Here is a 19,495-nt window from a genome sequence, read left to right as displayed (position 1 = left end):
ACTCAGGTGTCGGACCCGGTGGATTCGGCCACAATGGCCGGATGGCCGAGATATCTGAGAAGTCCCTCGTCGACCCCGCTCCCGTGCTGGGCGGCCACGGCCTGCGGCTGCGGCTGTGGGACCTGGAGTCCGAGGCCGATCTGGCGGCGTGGCTGCGCGGGCGGACGGACCCGGAGTTCCTGCGCTGGAACACCCCGCTGGTCAGGGAACAAGGCCCGGCCGACGCGCGGGAGTCGCTCGCCTCCCACCTGGACAACGCCACGGGCGGCATGGGCATGCCCTTCTGCGTCACGGACGAGGCGACCGGCGCCACCCTGGGGCACGTCGGGATCAGCGTCCTCAGCCGCCCGATGCGGTCCGGCCGGGTCGGCTACTGGGTGCTGCCCGAGGCCCGGGGCCGCGGCGTCGCGACCCTCGCGCTGCGCCTCGCGGGACGCTGGGCCTTCGACGAGTTCGGCCTGCACCGCCTCGAACTGGACCACGCCGTCGGGCACGAGGCGTCCTGCCGCGTCGCCGAGCGCTGCGGCTACCCGTACGAGGGCACCGCGCGCGGCGCCATGTGGGAGGCGGGCCGCCACGACGCCTTCCGCGACTGCCACCTGCACGCCCGCCTCGCCACCGACCCCGAGCCCGAACTGCCCTGATCCGCCGCCTCGTTGCCGCGCCGGAAAAATCACAGGCGGCTCCGGGCGCGACGGCGGAGCATGAGGCATGACCCACGACGACTGGCACTTCACCCGTGACCCGGACGAATTCCTGCACCGCGCCGGGGACTTCCTGCGCTCGCGCCCCGCACAGCACACCGTGCACCTGACCGTGACGGAGACCCTGCGCGCCCGCGGGTCCGGGGTGTACGGCGCGAGCGACCCCGAGTTCGGGGTGCTGGCGGGAGCGGACGGGCACGGCGCGCGGGCGGCGTTCCTGCGTACGCCGCCGCATCCGCTGGTGCTCACCGCGCTGACCGGGCAGGAGGCCGACGTACTGGCGGCGCGACTGGCCGGGCGGGAGCAGGCCGGGAGCGGCGGCCTCACCGGCGTGAACGCCGACGACGCCACGGCCGCCGCCTTCGCCGCGGCCTGGCAGCGGCACACCGGCGCCCGCACCGCCGTCCAGCGGCGGCTGCGGCTGTACCGGCTGGGCGAGCTGACCGCGCCGCGCCCCGCGCCGCCGGGCCGGGCGCGCTCCGCGGGCGCGGCGGACCGGGAGCTGCTGGCCCGCTGGTACGTGGAGTTCGGTATCGCCGTCGGCGAGGCGGCCGTCCGCGATCCGGCGGACTGGGCCGCCGACCGTGCCGAGCGCGGTGACGTGCTGTTCTGGGAGACCCCGGACGGGACGCCCGTCGCCATGGCCGGAAGTTCGCCGCCGGTCGCCGGCCAGGTCCGGGTCAACGCGGTCTACACACCCGCGCACCTGCGGGGCCGCGGCTACGCGGGCGCCGTCACCGCGGAGGTCAGCCGGGCCGCGGCGCGGACGGACGGCGTCCGCGAGGTGCTGCTCTTCACCGACCTCGCCAACCCGACCAGCAACGGCCTGTACCAGCGCATCGGCTACCGCCCGGTCTCCGACTTCGCGGTGCACGCCTTCACTGGCTGACGACCGGACGACGACCGGACGACGACCGGACGACGACCGAAAGGCGCCGGGCGGTGGCGGGACCGGTGCGAGCGCCGGGGGCCGGGCAGCGGCCTCACGGCCACAGCAGCTCCCGCACCCAGCCGCTCTCCTCCCGTCCTTCCCGTTCCTCCTGTTCCGCCCGCGCCCGGTAGCGCAGGCGGACATGGCGGCGCCGGGCGTCGCCCTGGAAGAACTCGACCTCGTCGGGGCGCAGCCGGTAGAGCGTCCAGGAGGGCGCGTCCGTGTCCGGTGCGGCCTCGGCGCGCTGCCAGGCCGCGGCCGAGGCCCGGTCCAGCTCGCCGAGGGAGCCGAGGAGTTCGCTCTGCGCCCCGGTGAGGGCGGCGGCCAGCGCCCCCGTCGAGCGGGCGTGCAGATCCGTCCGGGCCTCGTCACGGGGCGCGGCGGTGACCGGGCCGCGCACCCGGACCTGGCGGCCCAGCACGGGCCAGTAGAAGAGGAGCGCCGCATGCGGGCGGTCGGCCAGCTGGCGGCCCTTGCGGCTGCCCGCGTGGGTGGCGAAGGCCCAGCCCCGCGCGTCGGCGCCGTGCAGCATCACCACGCGTACGTCCGGGTCGCCCCCGGCGTCGGCCGTCGCCAGGGACATGGTGTGCGGCTCCCGCTCACCGGCCGCCACCGCCTGCGCGAACCACTCGGTGAACAGGTCCAGGGGGTCGGCGGGCGCCTCGCGCGGATCGAACCCGGGCAGCCGGGTGACCTCCGGGTCCCACACGCGCAGCGACCTCAGCAGGGCGTCGAGATCGGTGTCCATGCCCCGAGTATCGCCCGACCCCGACCCCGACCCCGACCCCGACCCCGACCCCGGCACCGACCCCGACCCCGGCACCGCCGGCCGGACCGGCCCCGGTTCCCCGGCGGCGCGGCGGAGCAGTAGGTTGGCCCACCGGCCGGGGGGGCCGGGACCCACCCGGGGGAGGGGCGCACCCATGGACGGCACCGGCACGGACACCGGCACCGGCACGGCAGGAGCGGCGCGGCGGCGCGGGACGCGGGCACGGGCGGCGGCCGTCGTCCTCGCGCTGCTGGCCGTGCTGCCGGGGGCGGCCGGCTGCGGCGCCGCGGCCGATCCGGCCGCGCTGTCCGCGCCGGACGTCTACTATCTGCGCCCCTACGGCGACAAGAAGGGCGTCGAGGACAAGGCGCCGCTGCCCGTCGAGGTCCAGCACCTGTACGCGGCCACCGGCGCCCACCGGCTGACCGTCGAGGTGGAGCGGGGTGCCGAGAAGACGGTGCGGCTGAGCGAGCACAACCCGGACTGCGCGGGCGACGCCACCCGCGTCGCCTGCGAGGTCACCGGCGGCTCCCTCAACCGCACGGGGAACGTGCGGTTCACACCGGTCGCCGCGCGCGGCAGCAGGGTGGGCGACTCGGGCTTCGTACGGTTCACGTACACGACCTCGGACGGCACACCGCTCACGGCGCGCACCGAGGTGGTCGTCGGTGAGCCCGTGCCCGAGGTGCGGACGCCCGGAGCGCTGCGGGACGTGCGGCCCGGCAGCGAGGTGGCCGGCGCGTTCGTCGTGCGCAACACCGGGGAACTGCCGGTCCGGGGCCTGGGCCTCGCGCTGTCCCTGGACGACTCGTGGTCCTTCGCGCAGCGGTACGCCAACTGCCGTTATCCGACGGCCGGCGGGCGCACCGCCGTGTGCCGGTTCCCCGGGCTGCGGATCGCGCCGGGGCAGACGGCCGTCGTACGGCCCGCCCTGCGCATGCGTGCCTCGCGGACGAAGATCTACGCGCGGTACGAGCAGCGGGTGTGGCCGCTGGACGTGGGTCCTGGCGAGTACAGCGCGTGGCTGTCCGGCGGCGACCGCGGCGAAGGGCCCGCCCTGACCGCCGACGTCCGGGCCACGGGGCGCGGCGGCACCGAAGGCGCGGGCGGCGACTTCGCGCAGGGCCGGGTCCAGGTTCCGGTGACCCTCGCGCTGGGCGCCGACTACGCGGTCTCGGACGTCACCCTGCACGGGGCGCCGGGCACCGAGCGCGAGCTGCGTCTGGTCGTCCGCAACGGCGGTCCCGGCGATCCGGGCGCCGCGGCGCGGATGGTGTTCACCCCGCCGCCGGGCGCGCGGGTGACCGCGCAGCCGATGGCGGAGATCGACGAGGACGCCTACGAGCCGCTGTGCGCCTACGTCGGCGCGTCCTACAGGTGCCCGGTGCGGTCGCTGGAGCCGGGCGCGTCCGACACCCTGGTGTTCACCCTGCGCCTGGGCGGCCCGGGAACGGGCACCGTGCGCGTCGAGGACAACGCGCCGGGCCGGCTGGACCCGCCCGGCGACCGGGAGCGCACCGGCCGCCGCGACCCCGACCCGGCCGACGACGAGGCCGTCGTCACGGTCGCCCCCTGAAGAGCGGGGACCGGACCGGCCGGCGCCCCGCAGAACGACAGGCGGCGGTCCACCCGGGTGAACCGCCGCCTGCCTGACAGGACTTGTGGCCTGGAGGTGCCGTGACAGCGCCGGGCCGGAGGGCCCGCTATCTCGTCGGCTTCCTGCCGGTGACGCCCAGGTACACCAACAGCGCGAGGTTCGGCTTCAGTTCGGCCTGCTTCACGCCCCAGGAGGTGAAGCCCTTCTGGTGCGAGGCGACACCGGCGAGCATCGTCACCAGCGAACCGGCGACGGCGGCCGGGTTCACGTCCTTGTCGACCTTGCCCTTGGACTGGAGTTCGGCGACCGAATCCGCGAGGGAGCCGTTCACCGCGTTCAGGATCTTCATACGGAGCTTGTAGAAGCGCTTGTCGCCCTCGGCCGCCCCGAGGTCGACCACGCGCAGGATCGCGTCGTTGCGGCGCCAGAAGTCCAGGAAGCCGTCGACGATCTCCTGGGCCGTCTGCCAGCCCGCCTTGCCGGTCCAGGACCTGCCTTCGAGCAGCCCGGCCAAATCGGCGCCCTCGGCGGCCATTTGCTCGGCGATCTCCAGGACGGCGCCCTCGACGTCCGGGAAGTACTGGTAGAAGGTGGCGGGCGAAGTGCCCGCCTTCCGGGCGACATCGATGACCTTGACGTCCCGGTAGGGGGAGGAGCTGAGCATCTCGCTGAGGCAGTCGAGCAGCTTCTGCCGGGTCGCCTGCCCACGCCGGCCGGCCACGCGGCCGTCGACGGTACGCACTTGTCCTGTCATGTCGTCAGCTTACCGAGGGGTGATGGGAGCGCGATTCGGCCGACTGCAAATGGGTCGCGAGGGCGCTGCGAGGCTGGTGTGCCTGGTCTGCGCGGTGCGGCAGTCCCGGCTACTTTGACGGCATGGCCGAAAACAGGGCATCCGCGTACACGGAGGGCGTCCCCTGCTGGGTGGACGCACAGCTCCCCGACACCGCCGCGGGGCGGCGCTTCTACGGTGAGCTTTTCGGGTGGACCTTCGAGGAGAAGGAGGCGTACGGCGGCTCCGTCGTGGCACTGCTGGAGGGGGAGCCCGTCGCGGCGCTCACCCCGAAGTCGGACGGCCGGATGCCCACCGTCTGGACGGTGTACTTCGCCGCCCCGGACCTCGGGGCGCTGGCCGGGCGGATCCGGGCGGGCGGCGGGCAGCTCCTCGGCGAGCCCCGGCAGCTCGGCCCGTACGGCACCGCGGTGCTGGCCGCCGGTCCGGAGGGCGCCGTGTTCGGGCTGTGGCAGGCGGGGCGGCACGCGGGCTTCGGCCGCCGCCACCGGCCGGGCAGCTTCGGCTGGGTCCAGCTCTACACCCGCGACACCGAGGGCGCGAACACCTTCTACGGCGGCCTCTTCCACGCGGCCCTGTTCGGCCCCGGGGCCCGGCCCGACTTCGGCCGGGCCCCGGTCGCGGACGTCTTCCCGGCCGAGATGCCCCCGCACTTCCTCGTCCACTTCCTGGTCGAGGAGGCCGGTGCCGCCCTCGACACGGTCGTCCGGCTCGGCGGCCGGGTCCAGGTGCCGCTCTTCGAGACGTCGTACGGGAAGGTCGCGGTCGCCGCCGACGACCAGGGGGCGTCCTTCGCCGTCATGGAGCGGTGAAGATAATGGCGGGGCGGTGAAGGTCGGACACCTGACGCCGTCCGCACGGCGGGAAACCGTCATTCCGCGCCGAAAATACACCAGGACATCCCGGTTCGTCGGCGGGTTCGCAACCAGTGCCGCGGCCAGGAAGAATCGGAGTGCGTGCCGCCACGGCGGTGCGGTGGTGAGACGCTGCACGGGGGCCGCGTACACACGGAGGTGGCGCGGCTCGTACGGGGAGGTGGCAGGCAAGTGGTGGATCAGCTGACGCAGCACGATCCGCGGCGGATCGGTCCGTTCGAGGTGCTGGGACGGCTGGGCGCCGGCGGCATGGGACTGGTCTATCTCGCGCGCTCGGCGTCCGGCCGGCGGGTGGCGATCAAGACGGTCCGCACCGAGCTGGCCGAGGACCAGCTCTTCCGGGTCCGCTTCACCCGCGAGGTGGAGGCGGCGCGGGCGGTCTCCGGCTTCTACACGGCCGCGGTGGTGGACGCCGACCCGCGCGCCGCCGTGCCCTGGCTGGCCACCGCCTACGTGCCCGCGCCGTCGCTGGAGGAGATAGTGACCGAGTGCGGGCCGCTGCCCGCGCAGGCGGTGCGCTGGCTGGCGGCGGGCGTCGCCGAGGCGCTCCAGTCCATCCACGGCGCCGGGCTCGTGCACCGCGACCTCAAGCCGTCCAACGTGCTCGTCGTCGAGGACGGGCCGCGGGTGATCGACTTCGGTATCGCCTCCGGCGTCTCCAACACCCGCCTGACCATGACGAACGTCGCCGTGGGCACGCCCGCCTACATGTCGCCCGAGCAGGCCAAGGACTCGCGCAGCGTCACCGGCGCCAGCGATGTGTTCTCGCTCGGCTCCATGCTCGTCTTCGCCGCCACCGGACACCCGCCCTTCCACGGCGCCAACCCGGTCGAGACCGTCTTCATGCTGCTGCGCGAGGGCCCGGACCTCGAAGGGCTCCCGGACGAGCTGCGCCCGCTGATCGAGTCCTGCATGCAGATGGAGCTGGCGGCCCGGCCCACCCCCGCCGACCTCCAGTCGCAGCTCGCGCCGCACCTCTTCGGCTCCGGCTCCGACGACAGCGGCACCGCCTCCGCCTGGCTGCCCGCCCCGGCGGTCGGCCTGATCGAGTCCCGCCGCGGCGGACGCCTCCTCCCGCCGCCGCCCACCTCGGGCGGCCCGGCGAACGGCGCCCGGCCCCCGATGGCCCCGCCGCCCCCACCCTCCTACGACCCCGCCGTCCCGGCCCCGCAGGCGCCGCCGCTGCCCGCGATGCCCGCGCCGGTCGGCGCCCCCGACAGCGGCCCGGTGCGGCTGGCCGGCGCCGCCGCGCCCATCGGCCCCGGCCCGCGCGTCGCCGACGCCCGCGCCGCCGCGGTCAAGGCGCCGCCGCCGGAGGCGAGCCTCGCCGCCACCTGGTCCAAGCCCCGTCCCGGCGCGGCGCCCGTCGTCCCGGCCGCGTCCGCCGCGCCGCCGGAGACCGCGCCCGGCTGGCGCCCCTGGCGCTTCCGGATGTCCAACGACGTCTGGGGCACCCCGGCCGTCGCCTCCGACCTCGTCTACGTCACCTCCTTCGAGGTGCACGCCCTGGACGTGGCCACCGGCCGCCGCCGCTTCAAGACCCGGGACGTCGCCTGGTCCATGGCGGTCGCCGACGGCCGCGTGCACGCCTCCGACGGACCCACCCTGTTCGCGCTGAACGCCCGCGACGGCGCCGACCTGTGGCGGCTGCCGACCGACGCCTGGGTGTACACGATCCAGGCCGAGCGGGGCACGGTCGTCACCGGCACCCGCGGCGGCGGCGTCCAGGCGTGGGAGGCCGCCGGCGGCCAGAAGCTGTGGGAGATCACCGGCTGCCAGACCGACTTCGAGTCGCCCGAGGCGGGCCCCGCCCTGCACGAGGGCACCGTCTACGTCTGGCAGGACGCCCGGCTGCGCGCCCTGGAGGCCCGCACCGGCGAGGAGCGCTGGTCCTACCCGATCGGGGACGCGGCCTCCTGCGGCGGCGTCCCGGTGCGCATCACGGCGGCACCCGACGGCTACGCCTACATCTCGGCCGGCACCCGGGTCCTCGCCGTCGACGTGGCGAACGGCCATGTCCGCTGGCACTTCGAGGCGCCCGCCGTCTTCCTCTCGCCGCCCGCCTTCGTCCCGGGCCCGGCGGTCGCCGGCGGCGGCGTCTACCTCGCCGACTACCTCGGCACCGTCTACGCCCTGGACGCCATCGACGGCCGCGACCGCTGGCGGATCGCCACCGAGGCGCGGGCCTCCGTCGACCCGGTCCTGGTCGCCGCCGGGCATGTGCACGTCGGCAGCGGCAAGGGGCTCTACACCCTGGACGCGGTGACCGGCACGCCCAAGTGGCGCTTCCAGTCCGGCGGCGAGATCGTCGGCTCCCCGGCGGTCGCCGAGGGCCGTATCCACTTCGGCTCCACCGACCGCCTGCTCTACACGCTCAAGGCCGACGACGGCCGGCTGCGCTGGAAGCTGGCGACCGGCGGCGAGATCACCGGCTCACCGGTGGTCCGCGACGGCGTCGTCTACGCGTGCAGCAAGGACCGCTGCGTCTACGCCCTGGACGCCGAGAAGGGCACGGGCACGGCCCGCACCACCGCCTGAACACACACGTCGGCCGCGACGGCTCCCCCTCCGCGCCGCCGCGGCCGATCCCCCGTGTGTGCGAACGGACCCGGCTCAGGCCTTCTCGTCCGTCGCGTGGATGTTGTCCGTGCCCGCCTCGCCGGCTTCCTCGTCCGCCTTGAGCGGGTTCGGGGTGGTCAGCGGCTCGCTGGTGGCGTGGATGTTCTTCGCGCTGACCGCGCCGCCGGGCTTGGTGCCGGTGGCGTGGATGTTTCCGTTGCTCTTCTCGTCGTCGCTCATGTCCGCTTCCCCGTCTCAAGGATTCCGTTCGGTGGCCGGGCAGTCCGCCCGGAGGCTCCCCCGAGGGCCTCCGGGCGGACTGCTCGGGGCCGTTCACCCTATGGCACGGCCCTGATCCGTTCCGCCTGCCCCCCGACGCGACGGAACGACAGGTCGAGAGTGCCGTGCGGCGATAAACAAACGATGAACGCCCGGCCTGGGGGCGGCCCGTGGCCTCAGGCCACGGCGAGCGGGTTGATCAGCGCCCGGACCGCCTCGGCCTCCGGCGCGCCCGACGCCTCGTAGAGCGCCAGGGCGTCCTGCCAGCAGACCTGGGCGCGGCCGGTCTGCCCGATGCCGCTGAGGGCGCGGCCGAGGACCACGAGCACGTTCCCGCGCCGCCAGTCGCCGCCGATGTCCCGGAGCACCCCGAGGGCCAGTTCGGCGCCCGCCGCGGCCTGCGCGGGCCGCCGGGCGGCGAGGTCGACCTCGGCCAGCCGGAACAGCGTCATGCCCGCCCACAGTTGCTGGCGGCTGTCCTGGAAGACGGTGAGCGCTTCCTGGAGCCGGGCCGCCGCCTCGCTGGTCCGGCCGCTCTGGGTGAGCGCCAGGCCCAGCGCGTAGCGGCCGTTGGCGCCCTTGAGGGCGTGCCCCATGTCGTCGTACATGTCGGTGCCCTGCTGGGCCAGCGACACCGCGCTGGGGATGCGCCCGCTGTCCAGGTGGATCCGCGACAGGTTGCACAGCGCGCTGGCCTCGCCCGCGCGGTCCTGGCAGGCGCGGAAGCCCTCGATGGCCCGGGTGAGCAGGTCCTCGCCGTCCTCGAACCGCTTCTGGTAGATCGCGATCACACCGAGGGTGTTGTACGCCCAGCAGGCGGCCAGCGGATCGGTGCCGGCGCTCAGCCGCGCGGAGTGCTCGGCGGCCCGCACCGCGAGGTCGAAGCGCCCGGTGATGCTGTGGACGTAGGCGAGGCAGATCAGGGCACGGGCCTCCGCCCGCGGGGCCGCGTCGCGTTCGGCCGCGTCCCGCAGCGCGGCGGCGACGCCCTCGTACGCCTTGGAGTTGGTGCCCGACTCGGCGAGGTCGACGGCCGCCCACAGGGTGTCCACGGCCCGCTCCAGGAACGCGGGCTGGGTGGACTGGCGGACGCAGGCCAGCAGCGAGACCGCCTCGGTGTACAGCCAGTCCTGGGCCTTGTGCCGGTCCTCGAAGACCAGCCCCGGGTGGCGCGCGGTGTGCAGGTGGTCCACCAGCCGGTCGCCCGGCCGCTCCAGCGCGTACGCTCCCGCCGCCGTGGCCAGGTAGAAGTCCAGCAGCCGCGACATCGCCGCGTCCCGCTCGCCGGGCGGCTGCTCGTCGCGTTCGGCGCACGCGCGGGCGTAGAGCCGGACCAGGTCGTGGAAGCGGTAGCGGCCGGGGGCGGCGGACTCCAGCAGGGAGGTGTCGACGAGCGCTTCGAGCAGGTCCTCGGTGTCCTCGGCGGGCAGGTCGAGGACGGCCGCCGCCGCGGCGAGGGAGATGTCCGGGCCGTCGGCCAGGCCCAGCAGCCGGAAGGCACGGGCCTGGGCGGGCTCCAGCTGGCCGTAGCCCAGCTCGAAGGTGGCCTTCACCGCCAGGTCGCCCGCCTGGAGTTCGTCCAGGCGGCGGCGCTCGTCGGCCAGCTTGGCGGCCAGCACGGAGACCGTCCAGGTGCGCCGGGCGGCCAGCCGGGAGGCCGCGATACGGATGGCCAGCGGCAGGAAGCCGCAGGCGGCGACCACGTCGAGAGCCGCCTCGCGCTCGCTCGCCACCCGCTCCTCGCCGACGATCCGCACGAAGAGCTGGAGGGCCTCCTCCGGGCTCATCACATCCAGGTCGACCAGATGGGCACCCGCGAGGCCGACCATCCGCACCCGGGAGGTGACCAGCGCGGCGCAGCCCTCCGTGCCCGGCAGCAGGGGTCTGATCTGGGCGGCGTCGCGCGCGTTGTCCAGCAGCACCAGGACCCGGCGGCCGTCCAGGACGGAGCGGTACAGGGCGGCCCGCTCCTCCAGCGAGTCGGGGATCGCCGAGTCGGCGGTGCCCAGGGCACGCAGGAAGGAGCCGAGGACGGTCTCCGGTTCGGCCGCCCGCTGGCCCGCGCCCTGGAGGTCGACGTAGAGCTGGCCGTCGGGGAAGGACGCGCGGGCCCGGTGCGCCACATGGACGGCCAGGGTCGTCTTGCCCACCCCGCCGATCCCGGCCAGCGCCGAGACGGCCATCACCCGGCCCTCGGCCGAGGCCAGCATGTCGCTCAGCTCGGTGACGAAGGACGCGCGGCCGGTGAAGTCGGGCACGGTCGCGGGCAGTTGGGCGGGCCGCACCTGCGCCGCCACCGGCTCGGGCGCGGGGGCGGAGGGCTCGGCCAGGGCCGGGTCGGCGCGCAGGATCCGCTGCTGGAGCTCGCGCAGCTCCGGGCGCGGGTCCACGCCCAGTTCGTCGGCGAGCAGCCGCCGGGTGTCCGCGTAGACGGCCAGCGCCTCGGCCTGCCGCCCGCTGCGGTAGAGGGCGAGCATCAGCAGCTCGCGCAGGCGTTCGCGCAGCGGGTGGGCGGCGGTGAGCGCGGTCAGCTCCGAGACGGCCTCGCCGTGGCGGGCCTGCTCCAGGTCCATGTCCAGGCGCGCCTCCAGCAGTTGCAGCCGCCACTCCTCAAGGCGCACCCGCTGGGCCTCGGCGTACGGGCCGGGCACCCCGGCCAGCGGCTCGCCGTCCCACAGGTGCAGCGCGCGGCCCAGCAGTGCCCGCGCCCGGTGCAGGTCCCCGGCGGCGCGGGCCTTGTCCGCCTCCGTGCCGAGGTCCTGGGCCGTGGCCAGGTCCAGCGCGCCCGCGTCGAGGCCGCGTACGGCGTAGCCGCCGGACTCGCTGACCAGCACCCCGGGGTCCAGCACCTTGCGCAGCCGGGAGGCGTAGGTGCGCAGCGCGGCGAGTGCCTGCGAGGGCGGCTCCTCGCCCCACAGGGCGTCGATCAGCTCGGCCGCCGTCGCCGTGCGGCCCTCGCGCAGCAGCAGCGCGGCGAGCAGGGCGCGCTGCTGCGGCGACCCGGTGGGCAGCGGCTCCTCGCCGCGCCAGGCGCGCACCGGTCCGAGTACGCAGAAGCGCAGCGCCGCCGGCCGCCCGGCACGCCGCTGCTCAGGTACTCGGGGTACACCGTCCATCGCTGCTCCCTGGCCGCCAGCCGAACTGTCCTTCTTCGATAGGTCAGTTTGCCTTCTAAATGGCAGATGCGTCAGCTCCGGGAGACAGCGATCACAGGTCGTGGTGCCCGGTGACACAAGGCCCACACATGCTCTCCGCATCCGGAGAGCGGCCGCGCCCGGGTGGCAAGCGCTCTCAGTCCGCCAGGTCCACCCGGACGGTCAGCAGGTCGGTCCCGAAGGCGCGGACCGCGGCGCTGTTGAACCGGGGCAGGCTGCGCAGCCGGGCCGCCGCGTCGTCCTCGGGCAGCAGGTGCGCGGTGCCGCGGTGCCAGCGGCCCCCGATACGGACCCGGACCGCGGGGTCGGCCTGGATGTTGCGCACGTACTGGGAGCGGGTGCCGAACTCGGAGACGATCCAGAAGGACGCACCGGTGCGGCGCCCGCCGACGGGGGTGCGGCGGGGCAGGCCGGAGACGCGTCCGGTGGTCTCCAGCAGGGTCTGGAGCGGGAGGCGCCGGGTGACCGGGTTGGCGACGTACCGCTGGAAGCGGGTGACCATCCGGTGCTTCAGGTCGCTGTGACGGGTCAGACGGGTCATGGTGCGTCAGCGTAGACCGGTGGCGCGTTCCGGGGCCGGGGACCGGCGAGCCGGTTGCCGTGGAGGCCGAAGGGGACGCGGGCGGGCGGGCAGTTCGCCGGTGTCCGGCCACGTCCTGGGGCGGGCGGTCGTGGCGGCGGTCGGCCGCCCGTCGAGGGCGTACGGACCCAGGGCGGCGAGGTCGCGGCCGGGGTCGACGGCGTACTGACCGGCAGGCCGTACGCGGCCGGTTCCTCGGTGACGGGCGGTCACCGGGTCGCCCGGCCGGCGGCGCGGGCCTCGGCCTGGACGTGGGCGACGTAGCGGACGGTGAAGGCCATCGGGATCGCGAAGCCGGCGATCTGGAGGTGGTGGCGAGGGCGGAGTGGGCGTGCCCGGTGTGGCCCAGCAGGGCGAGGACGACGGCGGTCACGGTGAAGGCGGCGGTCCACACGGCGGTGATGACGGTGTTGGTCCGGATGAACGGCTTCAGTCCCCACACCTCGCGCGGCGTGCCGCGCTTGGCGATGCCCAGGGTGAACGGCCAACGTCTGGCCGGCCACCCAGAGCCAGATCTACACGGAACTGGCCAAGCTCGCCGGCGCCGGACTGATCGAGGTGGCGGCCGAGGGTCTCCGGGGCCGCAAGGAGTACGCCCTCACCGGTGGCGGACTGGCCGAACTGCGCCACTGGCTCACCGCGACCGAGCCCCAGCGCACCGTCCGCAGCGACATCCTGCTGCGCGTCTTCTTCCTCGGCGTGCTCACCCCCGCGCGGGGCCGCGCCTACCTCGCCGGCCTCGCCGAGATGTCCGAGCGCGAGCACGACGAGCTGCGTCGGCTCACCGAGTCCATCGACTGGGGCGACGACAGCCTCTCCGTGCACGGCCGCATCGCCCTGGAGTACGGACTGCGCTTCAACGCCATGCGCCGCGAGTGGGCCGAGTGGGCGGCGGACCAGATCGAGTGAGCGGGAGGCCGGGCGGCGCGGTCGCGCCCGCCCGCCGTGATCGGCGCATGTGATCAGCGCACTCGTATGCTCGGAGGATGACGACTTCCGCGACCTCCGGAACCGGCCCCACCGAGAACTCCCTGCGCCGCGCCCTCAAACGCGCGCGGGACGGGGTCGCGCTCGACGTCGCCGAGGCGGCGGTGCTGCTCCAGGCCCGCGGCGAACACCTGCGCGACCTCGTCGCCTCCGCCGCCCGGGTGCGCGACGCCGGGCTCGACGCCGCCGGGCGGCCCGGCGTCATCACCTACTCCAAGAGCGTCTTCGTCCCGCTGACCCGGCTGTGCCGGGACAAGTGCCACTACTGCACCTTCGTCACCGTCCCCGGCAAGCTGCGCCGGGCCGGGCACGGGATGTTCATGTCCCCGGACGAGGTGCTGGACATCGCCCGCCGGGGCGCCGCGCTCGGCTGCAAGGAAGCCCTCATCACCCTCGGCGACAAGCCGGAGGACCGCTGGCCCGAGGCGCGCGAATGGCTCGACGCGCACGGCTACGACGACACCATCGCCTACGTCCGCGCGATCTCCGTCCGCATCCTGGAGGAGACCGGCCTGCTGCCGCACCTCAACCCGGGCGTCATGAGCTGGACGGACTTCCAGCGCCTCAAGCCCGTCGCCCCGTCCATGGGCATGATGCTGGAGACCACCGCGACCCGCCTGTGGTCCGAGCCCGGCGGCCCCCACCACGGCTCCCCGGACAAGGAACCCGCCGTGCGGCTGCGGGTCCTGGAGGACGCCGGACGCTCCTCCGTCCCCTTCACCTCCGGGATCCTCATCGGCATCGGCGAGAGTCACGAGGAGCGCGCCGAGTCCCTGTTCGCGCTGCGCAAGGTCGCCCGTGCCCACCACGGCATCCAGGAACTGATCATCCAGAACTTCCGCGCCAAGCCGGACACGGCGATGCGCGGCATGCCCGACGCCGAACTGGACGACCTGGTCGCCACCGTCGCCGTCGCCCGGCACATCATGGGCCCCGCCGCCTGCCTCCAGGCCCCGCCCAACCTGGTCGACGGCGAGTACGAACGCCTCATCGAGGCCGGCATCGACGACTGGGGCGGCGTCTCCCCGCTCACCATCGACCACGTCAACCCCGAGCGCCCCTGGCCGCAGATCGACCAGTTGCGCGAGCGCTCCGCCGCCGCCGGCTTCGAACTGCGCGAACGGCTCTGCGTCTACCCGGAGTTCGTCACCCGCGGCGAACCCTGGCTCGACCCGCGACTGCTCCCGCACGTCGGCGCCCTCGCCGACCCGGAGACCGGACTGGCCCGCGAGGACGCCGTCGTCGAGGGCCGCCCCTGGCAGGAGCCCGACGAGGCGTTCACCGCGTCCGGCCGCACCGACCTGCACACCGCCGTCGACACCGAGGGCCGCACCGGCGACCGGCGCGGCGACTTCGACGAGGTCTACGGCGACTGGGAGGCCCTGCGCGAGGCGGCGGCGCCCGGCATGGTGCCCGAGCGCATCGACACCGACGTACGCGAGGCGCTGCGCACCGCGGCCGACGACCCGACGCGGCTGACCGACGCCGAGGCGCTGGCCCTGCTGCACGCGGACGGGCCCGCGCTGGACGCCCTCACCCGGATCGCGGACGATGTCCGCAGGTCGGCGGTGGGCGACGACGTGACGTACATCGTCACCCGCAACATCAACTTCACCAACGTCTGCTACACCGGCTGCCGCTTCTGCGCGTTCGCCCAGCGCCGCACCGACGCCGACGCCTACACCCTCTCCCTGGACCAGGTCGCCGACCGCGCCCAGCAGGCATGGGAGGTGGGCGCGGTGGAGGTCTGCATGCAGGGCGGCATCCACCCGGACCTGCCCGGCACCGCGTACTTCGACATCGCGCGCGCGGTCAGGGAACGCGTCCCGGGCATGCATGTGCACGCCTTCTCGCCGATGGAGGTGGTCAACGGCGCCTCCCGCACCGGGCTGTCGATCCGCGAGTGGCTGACGGCGGCCAAGGAGGCGGGCCTGGACAGCATCCCCGGCACCGCCGCGGAGATCCTGGACGACGAGGTCCGCTGGGTGCTGACCAAGGGCAAACTGCCCACCGCCACCTGGATCGAGGTGGTGACCACCGCGCACGAGCTGGGCATCCGCTCCTCGTCGACGATGATGTACGGCCATGTCGACCAGCCCCGCCACTGGCTCGGCCACCTGCGCACGCTGGCCGGGATCCAGCAGCGCACGGGCGGGTTCACCGAGTTCGTGACGCTGCCCTTCATCCACACCAACGCGCCCGTCTACCTGGCCGGCATCGCCCGCCCCGGCCCCACGGTCCGCGACAACCGCGCGGTCACCGCGATGGCCCGGCTGCTGCTGCACCCCTGGATCCCCAACATCCAGACGAGCTGGGTCAAACTGGGCACGGAGGGCGCCGCCGAGATGCTGCGCTCCGGCGCCAACGACCTCGGCGGGACCCTCATGGAGGAGACCATCTCCCGGATGGCGGGCTCCTCCTACGGCTCCTACAAGTCGGTCAAGGACCTGATCGAGGTCGCCGCGGCGGCCGGCCGGCCCGCGAAACCGCGCACCACCCTCTACGGCGAGGTCCCCGAGGAGCGGCAGCGCGCGGCGGCCGCCTCCGACGGCCATCTGCCGCGGCTGCTGCCCGTGCTGGACTGAACCGCGCGGGAGGCGGCCCACAGTACGATGAGCCGACGGTTCCCGGGGCCGAACAGCTGAGTAGCCGAGGAGATGCGTGCCCATGCCTGCCCGAATACCTTCGTGGGCCTGGGTCAGCGGCCTCACCGTCGGGGCGGTCGTCGCGGTCGGCGCCCTCGCGGCCCAGGCGGACCAGGGCCCGCACCCTGTCGCCGCCGGGCCCCGCCCGAGCGCCTCGGCCTCCGCGGGCAAGCACCCGCCGGCCGCCGCCCCCAAGCACACCGCGCCGCCCGCGGCCCCGACCGGCTCGGGCACCGGCCGCCGCGTCGTCTACTCGCTCGGCCAGAAGCGCGTCTGGCTGATGGACGAACGCGGCATGCCCTCCCGGACGTTCCCCGTCTGGCCCGGCACGGTCAGCCCCGACCCGGGCGCCTACGCGATCTCCCAGCGGGTCGCCGACCCCACGAAGGGCTCGGACGGCGTGGAGATCGAGCACATCATGTACTTCGCGGGCAAGTCGGGCGTCTTCGTCGCCTTCAGCAACGCCGTCGACGGCTCCTCGCCGCCACCGGTCGCCGAGGGCATCAAGACGGGCGGCGTCCGCACCGGCAAGGAGGACGGCACGGCCCTGTGGGACTTCGCGGGCAAGGGCACGCGGGTGGTGGTGGTCGACTGACGCGCGGGCCCCGGCCCCGGTCCCCGGCCGGAATCCCCGCGAGACCGGCGTACGCCTACGCGGCCCCGGCCCCCCTCGGGTAGCGGGCGAGCCAGGCCGGGGACGAGCCGGCGGGGCCGTGCAGGGCGGGGCCCTGGGTCATCTCCATCGCGAAGTCGTCCGCGAGGACCAGCAGGGTGGGGCGGCCCTCCAGTTCGGCCAGCCAGGCGGGCGGCAGGGCCGTCTCGCCGTGCAGGGCGCCGAGCAGCCCGCCGGTGAGCGCGCCGGCCGCGCCCGAGGGGCCGCTCTGGTTCACCGCCAGGCACAGTCCGTGCCGCACGTCCTCGCCGACCAGCGCGCAGTACACGGCGACCGCGAGCACACCCTCCGCCGCGCCCCGGCCGGCCAGTTCCGCCACCCGCGCCGGGCCCGGCATGCCCTGGCGGACCGCGCCCAGCGCGTGCTGGAGGGCGTCCGACACCGGCTCGTGCCCCGGCCGCACCGCGAGCAGCGCCAGCGCCTTCTGCACCGCGGCGTCCAGCGCGTCCCCGCGGGTCAGCGCGTGCACGATCACGGCGTACGCGCCGGCCGCCAGCCACGCCGAGGGATGACCGTGGCTCTGCGCGGCGCACTCCACGGCCAGTTGCACGACCAACTGGGGCTCCCAGCCGACCAGCAGCCCGAACGGCGCGGACCGGGCGGCGGCCTCCGGACCGGTCTCCCCGGGGTTCTTCGGCGTCTCCGGGGTCCCCATGACGGTGTCGCCGAACCCGCCGAGCAGCGCCCGCGTCGGCTCCCGCCGGGCGTACAGCCACTCCTCGCGGGCCAGCCAGCCGTCGTCCTCGCGGCGCTCGTCGGGCCCCCAGTCCCGCTGGGTGGCCGCCCAGCGCAGATACGCGCGGTGCAGGTCGGTCGGCGGATGCCAGGCCCCGGTGTCGCGGCGCACCTGCGCCCGGATCAGCCCGTCCACGGTGAACAGCGTGAGCTGGGTGAAGTGTGTGATCCCGCCGGGCCGCCCGTGCGCGGGGGCCAGGTCCGCGATCCCCTCGGGGCCGTGCGCCGCGCGGATCGCGTCGAGACCGAGCCCGTCCACCGGGGCCCCGAGCGCGTCCCCCAGCCCCACGCCGAGCAGGGTGCCCCGCACTCTGCTGCGGAAGTCCTGCTGCTCGGCACGCCCCCAGACCACCCCGGACGTCGTACCCACCCAGACCTCCTCACGGCACCGTCCGCACGTACGACGTTCGGCACTGTAGCCGAACAGGAACGGAGTGTTCAGGGGCTCTGTGGGGGCGGTCCGGACGGCGGGGCCCGGGACGGGGCGGCCGCGGGCCGCCGCAGCCGTCCGCCGCCCCGGCGCGGCCCTCACGACGGCGGGGTGCCCACCACGTCGTCGCCCGCGCCCGCCGGGGCCGGCACAGCCGCCGAGGAGGCGCCGTCGCCGTCCCCGTCGGTGTTGACCCGCTCGATGACGGCGAGCCGTTCGGGGGTGTCCTCCGGGCGGACGTAGCCGATGACGACGTACAGGACCAGGGAGACCGCGAGCGGGATCGACACCTGGTACTGGAGCGGTACGCCGCCGTCGACATGCGCGTCGACCGGGTAGTTCACCAGCCAGAACGCCAGCAGGCCCAGCGCCCAGCTGGTGAGCGCGGCGGTCGGTCCGGAGCGGCGGAAGGGGCGGAGCAGGCCCAGCATCATCGGGATGGCGATCGGGCCCATGAGACCGGCGACCCACTTGATGACGACCGTGATGATGTCCTTGAAGGCGGGGGACTCGACCTGGGTCGCCACCGCCATGGACAGGCCGAGGAAGACGACGGTCGTCACCCGGGCGGCCACCAGCGCGCCGCGCGTGCCCCACGCCCGCGCCCGCCGCGACAGCACCGGTGCCACGTCCCGGGTGAAGACGGCGGCGATCGCGTTGGCGTCCGAGGAGCACATGGCCATCGTGTGGGAGAAGAAGCCGACGACGACCAGGCCCAGCAGCCCGTGCGGCAGGAGCTGTTCGGTCATCAGGGCGTAGGAGTCGGAGCCGTCGGGCTTGGCGGCGTGCACCAGCAGCGGCGACATCCACATGGGGAAGAAGAGGACCGCCGGCCAGACGAGCCACAGCGCGGCGGACAGGCGCGCCGAGCGCTCGGCCTGGCGGGCGCTGCTCGTGGCCATGTAGCGCTGGGCCTGGTTGAGCATGCCGCCGTTGTACTCGAAGAGCTTGATGAACAGGAAGGCCAGCAGGAACACCGTGCCGTACGGGCTGACCAGCGGCTTGCCGTGGCCGTGCAGGGCGGGCTCGTCCCAGGCGCCGAGGAAGCCGATGCCCTTGTCGTCCAGCTTGAGGACGACGGCCACGAACATGGAGACACCGGCGAGCAACTGGATGACGAACTGCCCCAGTTCGGTGAGCGCGTCCGCCCACAGGCCGCCGATCGTGCAGTAGACGGCGGTGATCGCCCCGGTGATGAGGATGCCCTGGTCGAGGCTGATCCCGGTGAAGACGGACAGCAGGGTCGCGATCGCCGCCCACTTGGCGCCCACGTCCACGATCTTCAGCAGCATGCCGGACCAGGCGAGCGCCTGCTGCGTGGGGAGGTTGTAGCGGTTCTTCAGATACTCCAGCGGCGAGGCCACGTGCAGGCGCGAGCGCATCCGGTTGACGCGCGGCGCGAACAGCTTCGAGCCGATGGCGATGCCCAGGGCGATGGGTAACGACCAGGTGACGAAGGAGGTGACGCCGTAGGTGTAGGAGATCCCCGCGTACCCGGTGAACAGCACCGCGCTGTAACCCGACATGTGGTGCGAGATGCCGGACAGCCACCAGGGCATGCGCCCGCCCGCGGTGAAGAAGTCGCTCACGTCGCCCACCCGCCGGTGCGACCAGAGGCCGATCGCCACCATCACACCGAAGTAGCCGATGAGCACGGCCCAGTCGAGACTGTTCATGTGCCCCCTTCCAGGGTCCGCCTTGTGAACTCCGCTCAGCAGGTGGGCACTTCGCCTGAACGGGGGAGGGGCGAGGAAGGGCGCGAAGTGCCCGCTCATCGTGGGAT

15 protein-coding genes are annotated in these 19,495 nt (G+C 74.6%); 8 read left to right on the top strand and 7 right to left on the bottom strand.

The annotated features are described in order from the left end of the window. Nucleotides 1-41 precede the first annotated feature (41 nt). Together A8713_RS13410 and A8713_RS13405 are read left to right on the top strand one after the other, a co-directional pair. Nucleotides 42-644, top strand: coding sequence for a GNAT family N-acetyltransferase (locus tag A8713_RS13410; protein ID WP_064533715.1), 603 nt, complete (start codon nucleotides 42-44; stop codon nucleotides 642-644). Between the two features lie 67 nt (nucleotides 645-711). Further along, entirely contained in the window at nucleotides 712-1,593 is an 882-nt protein-coding gene (locus A8713_RS13405; protein ID WP_064533714.1) for a GNAT family N-acetyltransferase, read from the top strand. Between the two features lie 94 nt (nucleotides 1,594-1,687). Here A8713_RS13405 and A8713_RS13400 read toward each other — a convergent pair whose 3' ends face one another. Beyond that, on the bottom strand, nucleotides 1,688-2,383 hold the full coding sequence (locus tag A8713_RS13400) for a pyridoxine/pyridoxamine 5'-phosphate oxidase (RefSeq protein ID WP_064533713.1): 696 nt from the start codon (nucleotides 2,381-2,383) through the stop codon (nucleotides 1,688-1,690). 175 nt (nucleotides 2,384-2,558) lie between these two features. Here A8713_RS13400 and A8713_RS13395 point away from each other — a divergent pair, with 175 nt between their 5' ends. Next, the gene (locus tag A8713_RS13395; RefSeq protein ID WP_237305360.1) at nucleotides 2,559-3,980 is read left to right on the top strand and encodes a hypothetical protein; all 1,422 of its coding nucleotides are present in this window, start codon (nucleotides 2,559-2,561) and stop codon (nucleotides 3,978-3,980) included. Nucleotides 3,981-4,107: 127 nt separating this feature from the next. On the opposite strand, the gene A8713_RS13390 is transcribed toward A8713_RS13395, so the two are convergent. Continuing rightward, the gene (locus A8713_RS13390; protein ID WP_064533712.1) at nucleotides 4,108-4,743 is read right to left on the bottom strand and encodes a TetR family transcriptional regulator; all 636 of its coding nucleotides are present in this window, start codon (nucleotides 4,741-4,743) and stop codon (nucleotides 4,108-4,110) included. Nucleotides 4,744-4,877: 134 nt separating this feature from the next. On the opposite strand from A8713_RS13390, the gene A8713_RS13385 reads away from it, so the two are divergent. After that, nucleotides 4,878-5,606, top strand: a complete 729-nt coding sequence (locus tag A8713_RS13385) for a VOC family protein (RefSeq protein WP_064533711.1) — start codon at nucleotides 4,878-4,880, stop codon at nucleotides 5,604-5,606. A gap of 234 nt (nucleotides 5,607-5,840) precedes the next feature. Next, nucleotides 5,841-8,207: an outer membrane protein assembly factor BamB family protein gene (locus A8713_RS13380; RefSeq protein WP_064533710.1), complete on the top strand. Its 2,367-nt coding sequence runs from the start codon at nucleotides 5,841-5,843 to the stop codon at nucleotides 8,205-8,207. Between the two features lie 75 nt (nucleotides 8,208-8,282). Here the strand turns inward: A8713_RS13380 and A8713_RS13375 are convergent, their stop codons facing one another. From A8713_RS13375 to A8713_RS13365, 3 genes are all read right to left on the bottom strand, one after another. Beyond that, the gene (locus A8713_RS13375; RefSeq protein WP_018567139.1) at nucleotides 8,283-8,468 is read right to left on the bottom strand and encodes a hypothetical protein; all 186 of its coding nucleotides are present in this window, start codon (nucleotides 8,466-8,468) and stop codon (nucleotides 8,283-8,285) included. Between the two features lie 215 nt (nucleotides 8,469-8,683). Further along, nucleotides 8,684-11,623: an AfsR/SARP family transcriptional regulator gene (locus A8713_RS13370; protein WP_064533709.1), complete on the bottom strand. Its 2,940-nt coding sequence runs from the start codon at nucleotides 11,621-11,623 to the stop codon at nucleotides 8,684-8,686. Nucleotides 11,624-11,798: 175 nt separating this feature from the next. Then, complete coding sequence (locus A8713_RS13365; RefSeq protein WP_064533708.1) at nucleotides 11,799-12,203, bottom strand: nitroreductase/quinone reductase family protein; 405 nt, start codon at nucleotides 12,201-12,203, stop codon at nucleotides 11,799-11,801. Nucleotides 12,204-12,800: 597 nt separating this feature from the next. On the opposite strand from A8713_RS13365, the gene A8713_RS13360 reads away from it, so the two are divergent. The 3 genes from A8713_RS13360 (at nucleotide 12,801) to A8713_RS13350 (ending at nucleotide 16,469) form a co-directional block, all read left to right on the top strand. Then, a complete protein-coding gene (locus A8713_RS13360; protein ID WP_237305359.1) occupies nucleotides 12,801-13,151 on the top strand; it encodes a PadR family transcriptional regulator in 351 nt (116 codons plus the stop codon). Nucleotides 13,152-13,228: 77 nt separating this feature from the next. Beyond that, entirely contained in the window at nucleotides 13,229-15,814 is a 2,586-nt protein-coding gene (locus A8713_RS13355) for a bifunctional FO biosynthesis protein CofGH (RefSeq protein WP_064533707.1), read from the top strand. 82 nt (nucleotides 15,815-15,896) lie between these two features. Next, nucleotides 15,897-16,469: a L,D-transpeptidase gene (locus tag A8713_RS13350; protein WP_064533706.1), complete on the top strand. Its 573-nt coding sequence runs from the start codon at nucleotides 15,897-15,899 to the stop codon at nucleotides 16,467-16,469. 55 nt (nucleotides 16,470-16,524) lie between these two features. Here A8713_RS13350 and A8713_RS13345 read toward each other — a convergent pair whose 3' ends face one another. After that, nucleotides 16,525-17,652 (bottom strand): ADP-ribosylglycohydrolase family protein, encoded by a 1,128-nt coding sequence (locus A8713_RS13345; RefSeq protein ID WP_064533705.1) that lies wholly within the window; start codon nucleotides 17,650-17,652, stop codon nucleotides 16,525-16,527. 158 nt (nucleotides 17,653-17,810) lie between these two features. Continuing rightward, nucleotides 17,811-19,388, bottom strand: coding sequence for a sodium:solute symporter family protein (locus A8713_RS13340; RefSeq protein ID WP_064533704.1), 1,578 nt, complete (start codon nucleotides 19,386-19,388; stop codon nucleotides 17,811-17,813). Nucleotides 19,389-19,495 lie beyond the last annotated feature (107 nt).

It is taken from the genome of Streptomyces sp. SAT1, assembly GCF_001654495.1.
In the GTDB taxonomy this organism is placed as follows: Bacteria; Actinomycetota; Actinomycetes; order Streptomycetales; family Streptomycetaceae; genus Streptomyces; species Streptomyces andamanensis.
Note: the sequence above shows the minus strand (reverse complement) of the source record. Positions and strands in the feature narration are given on the sequence as shown.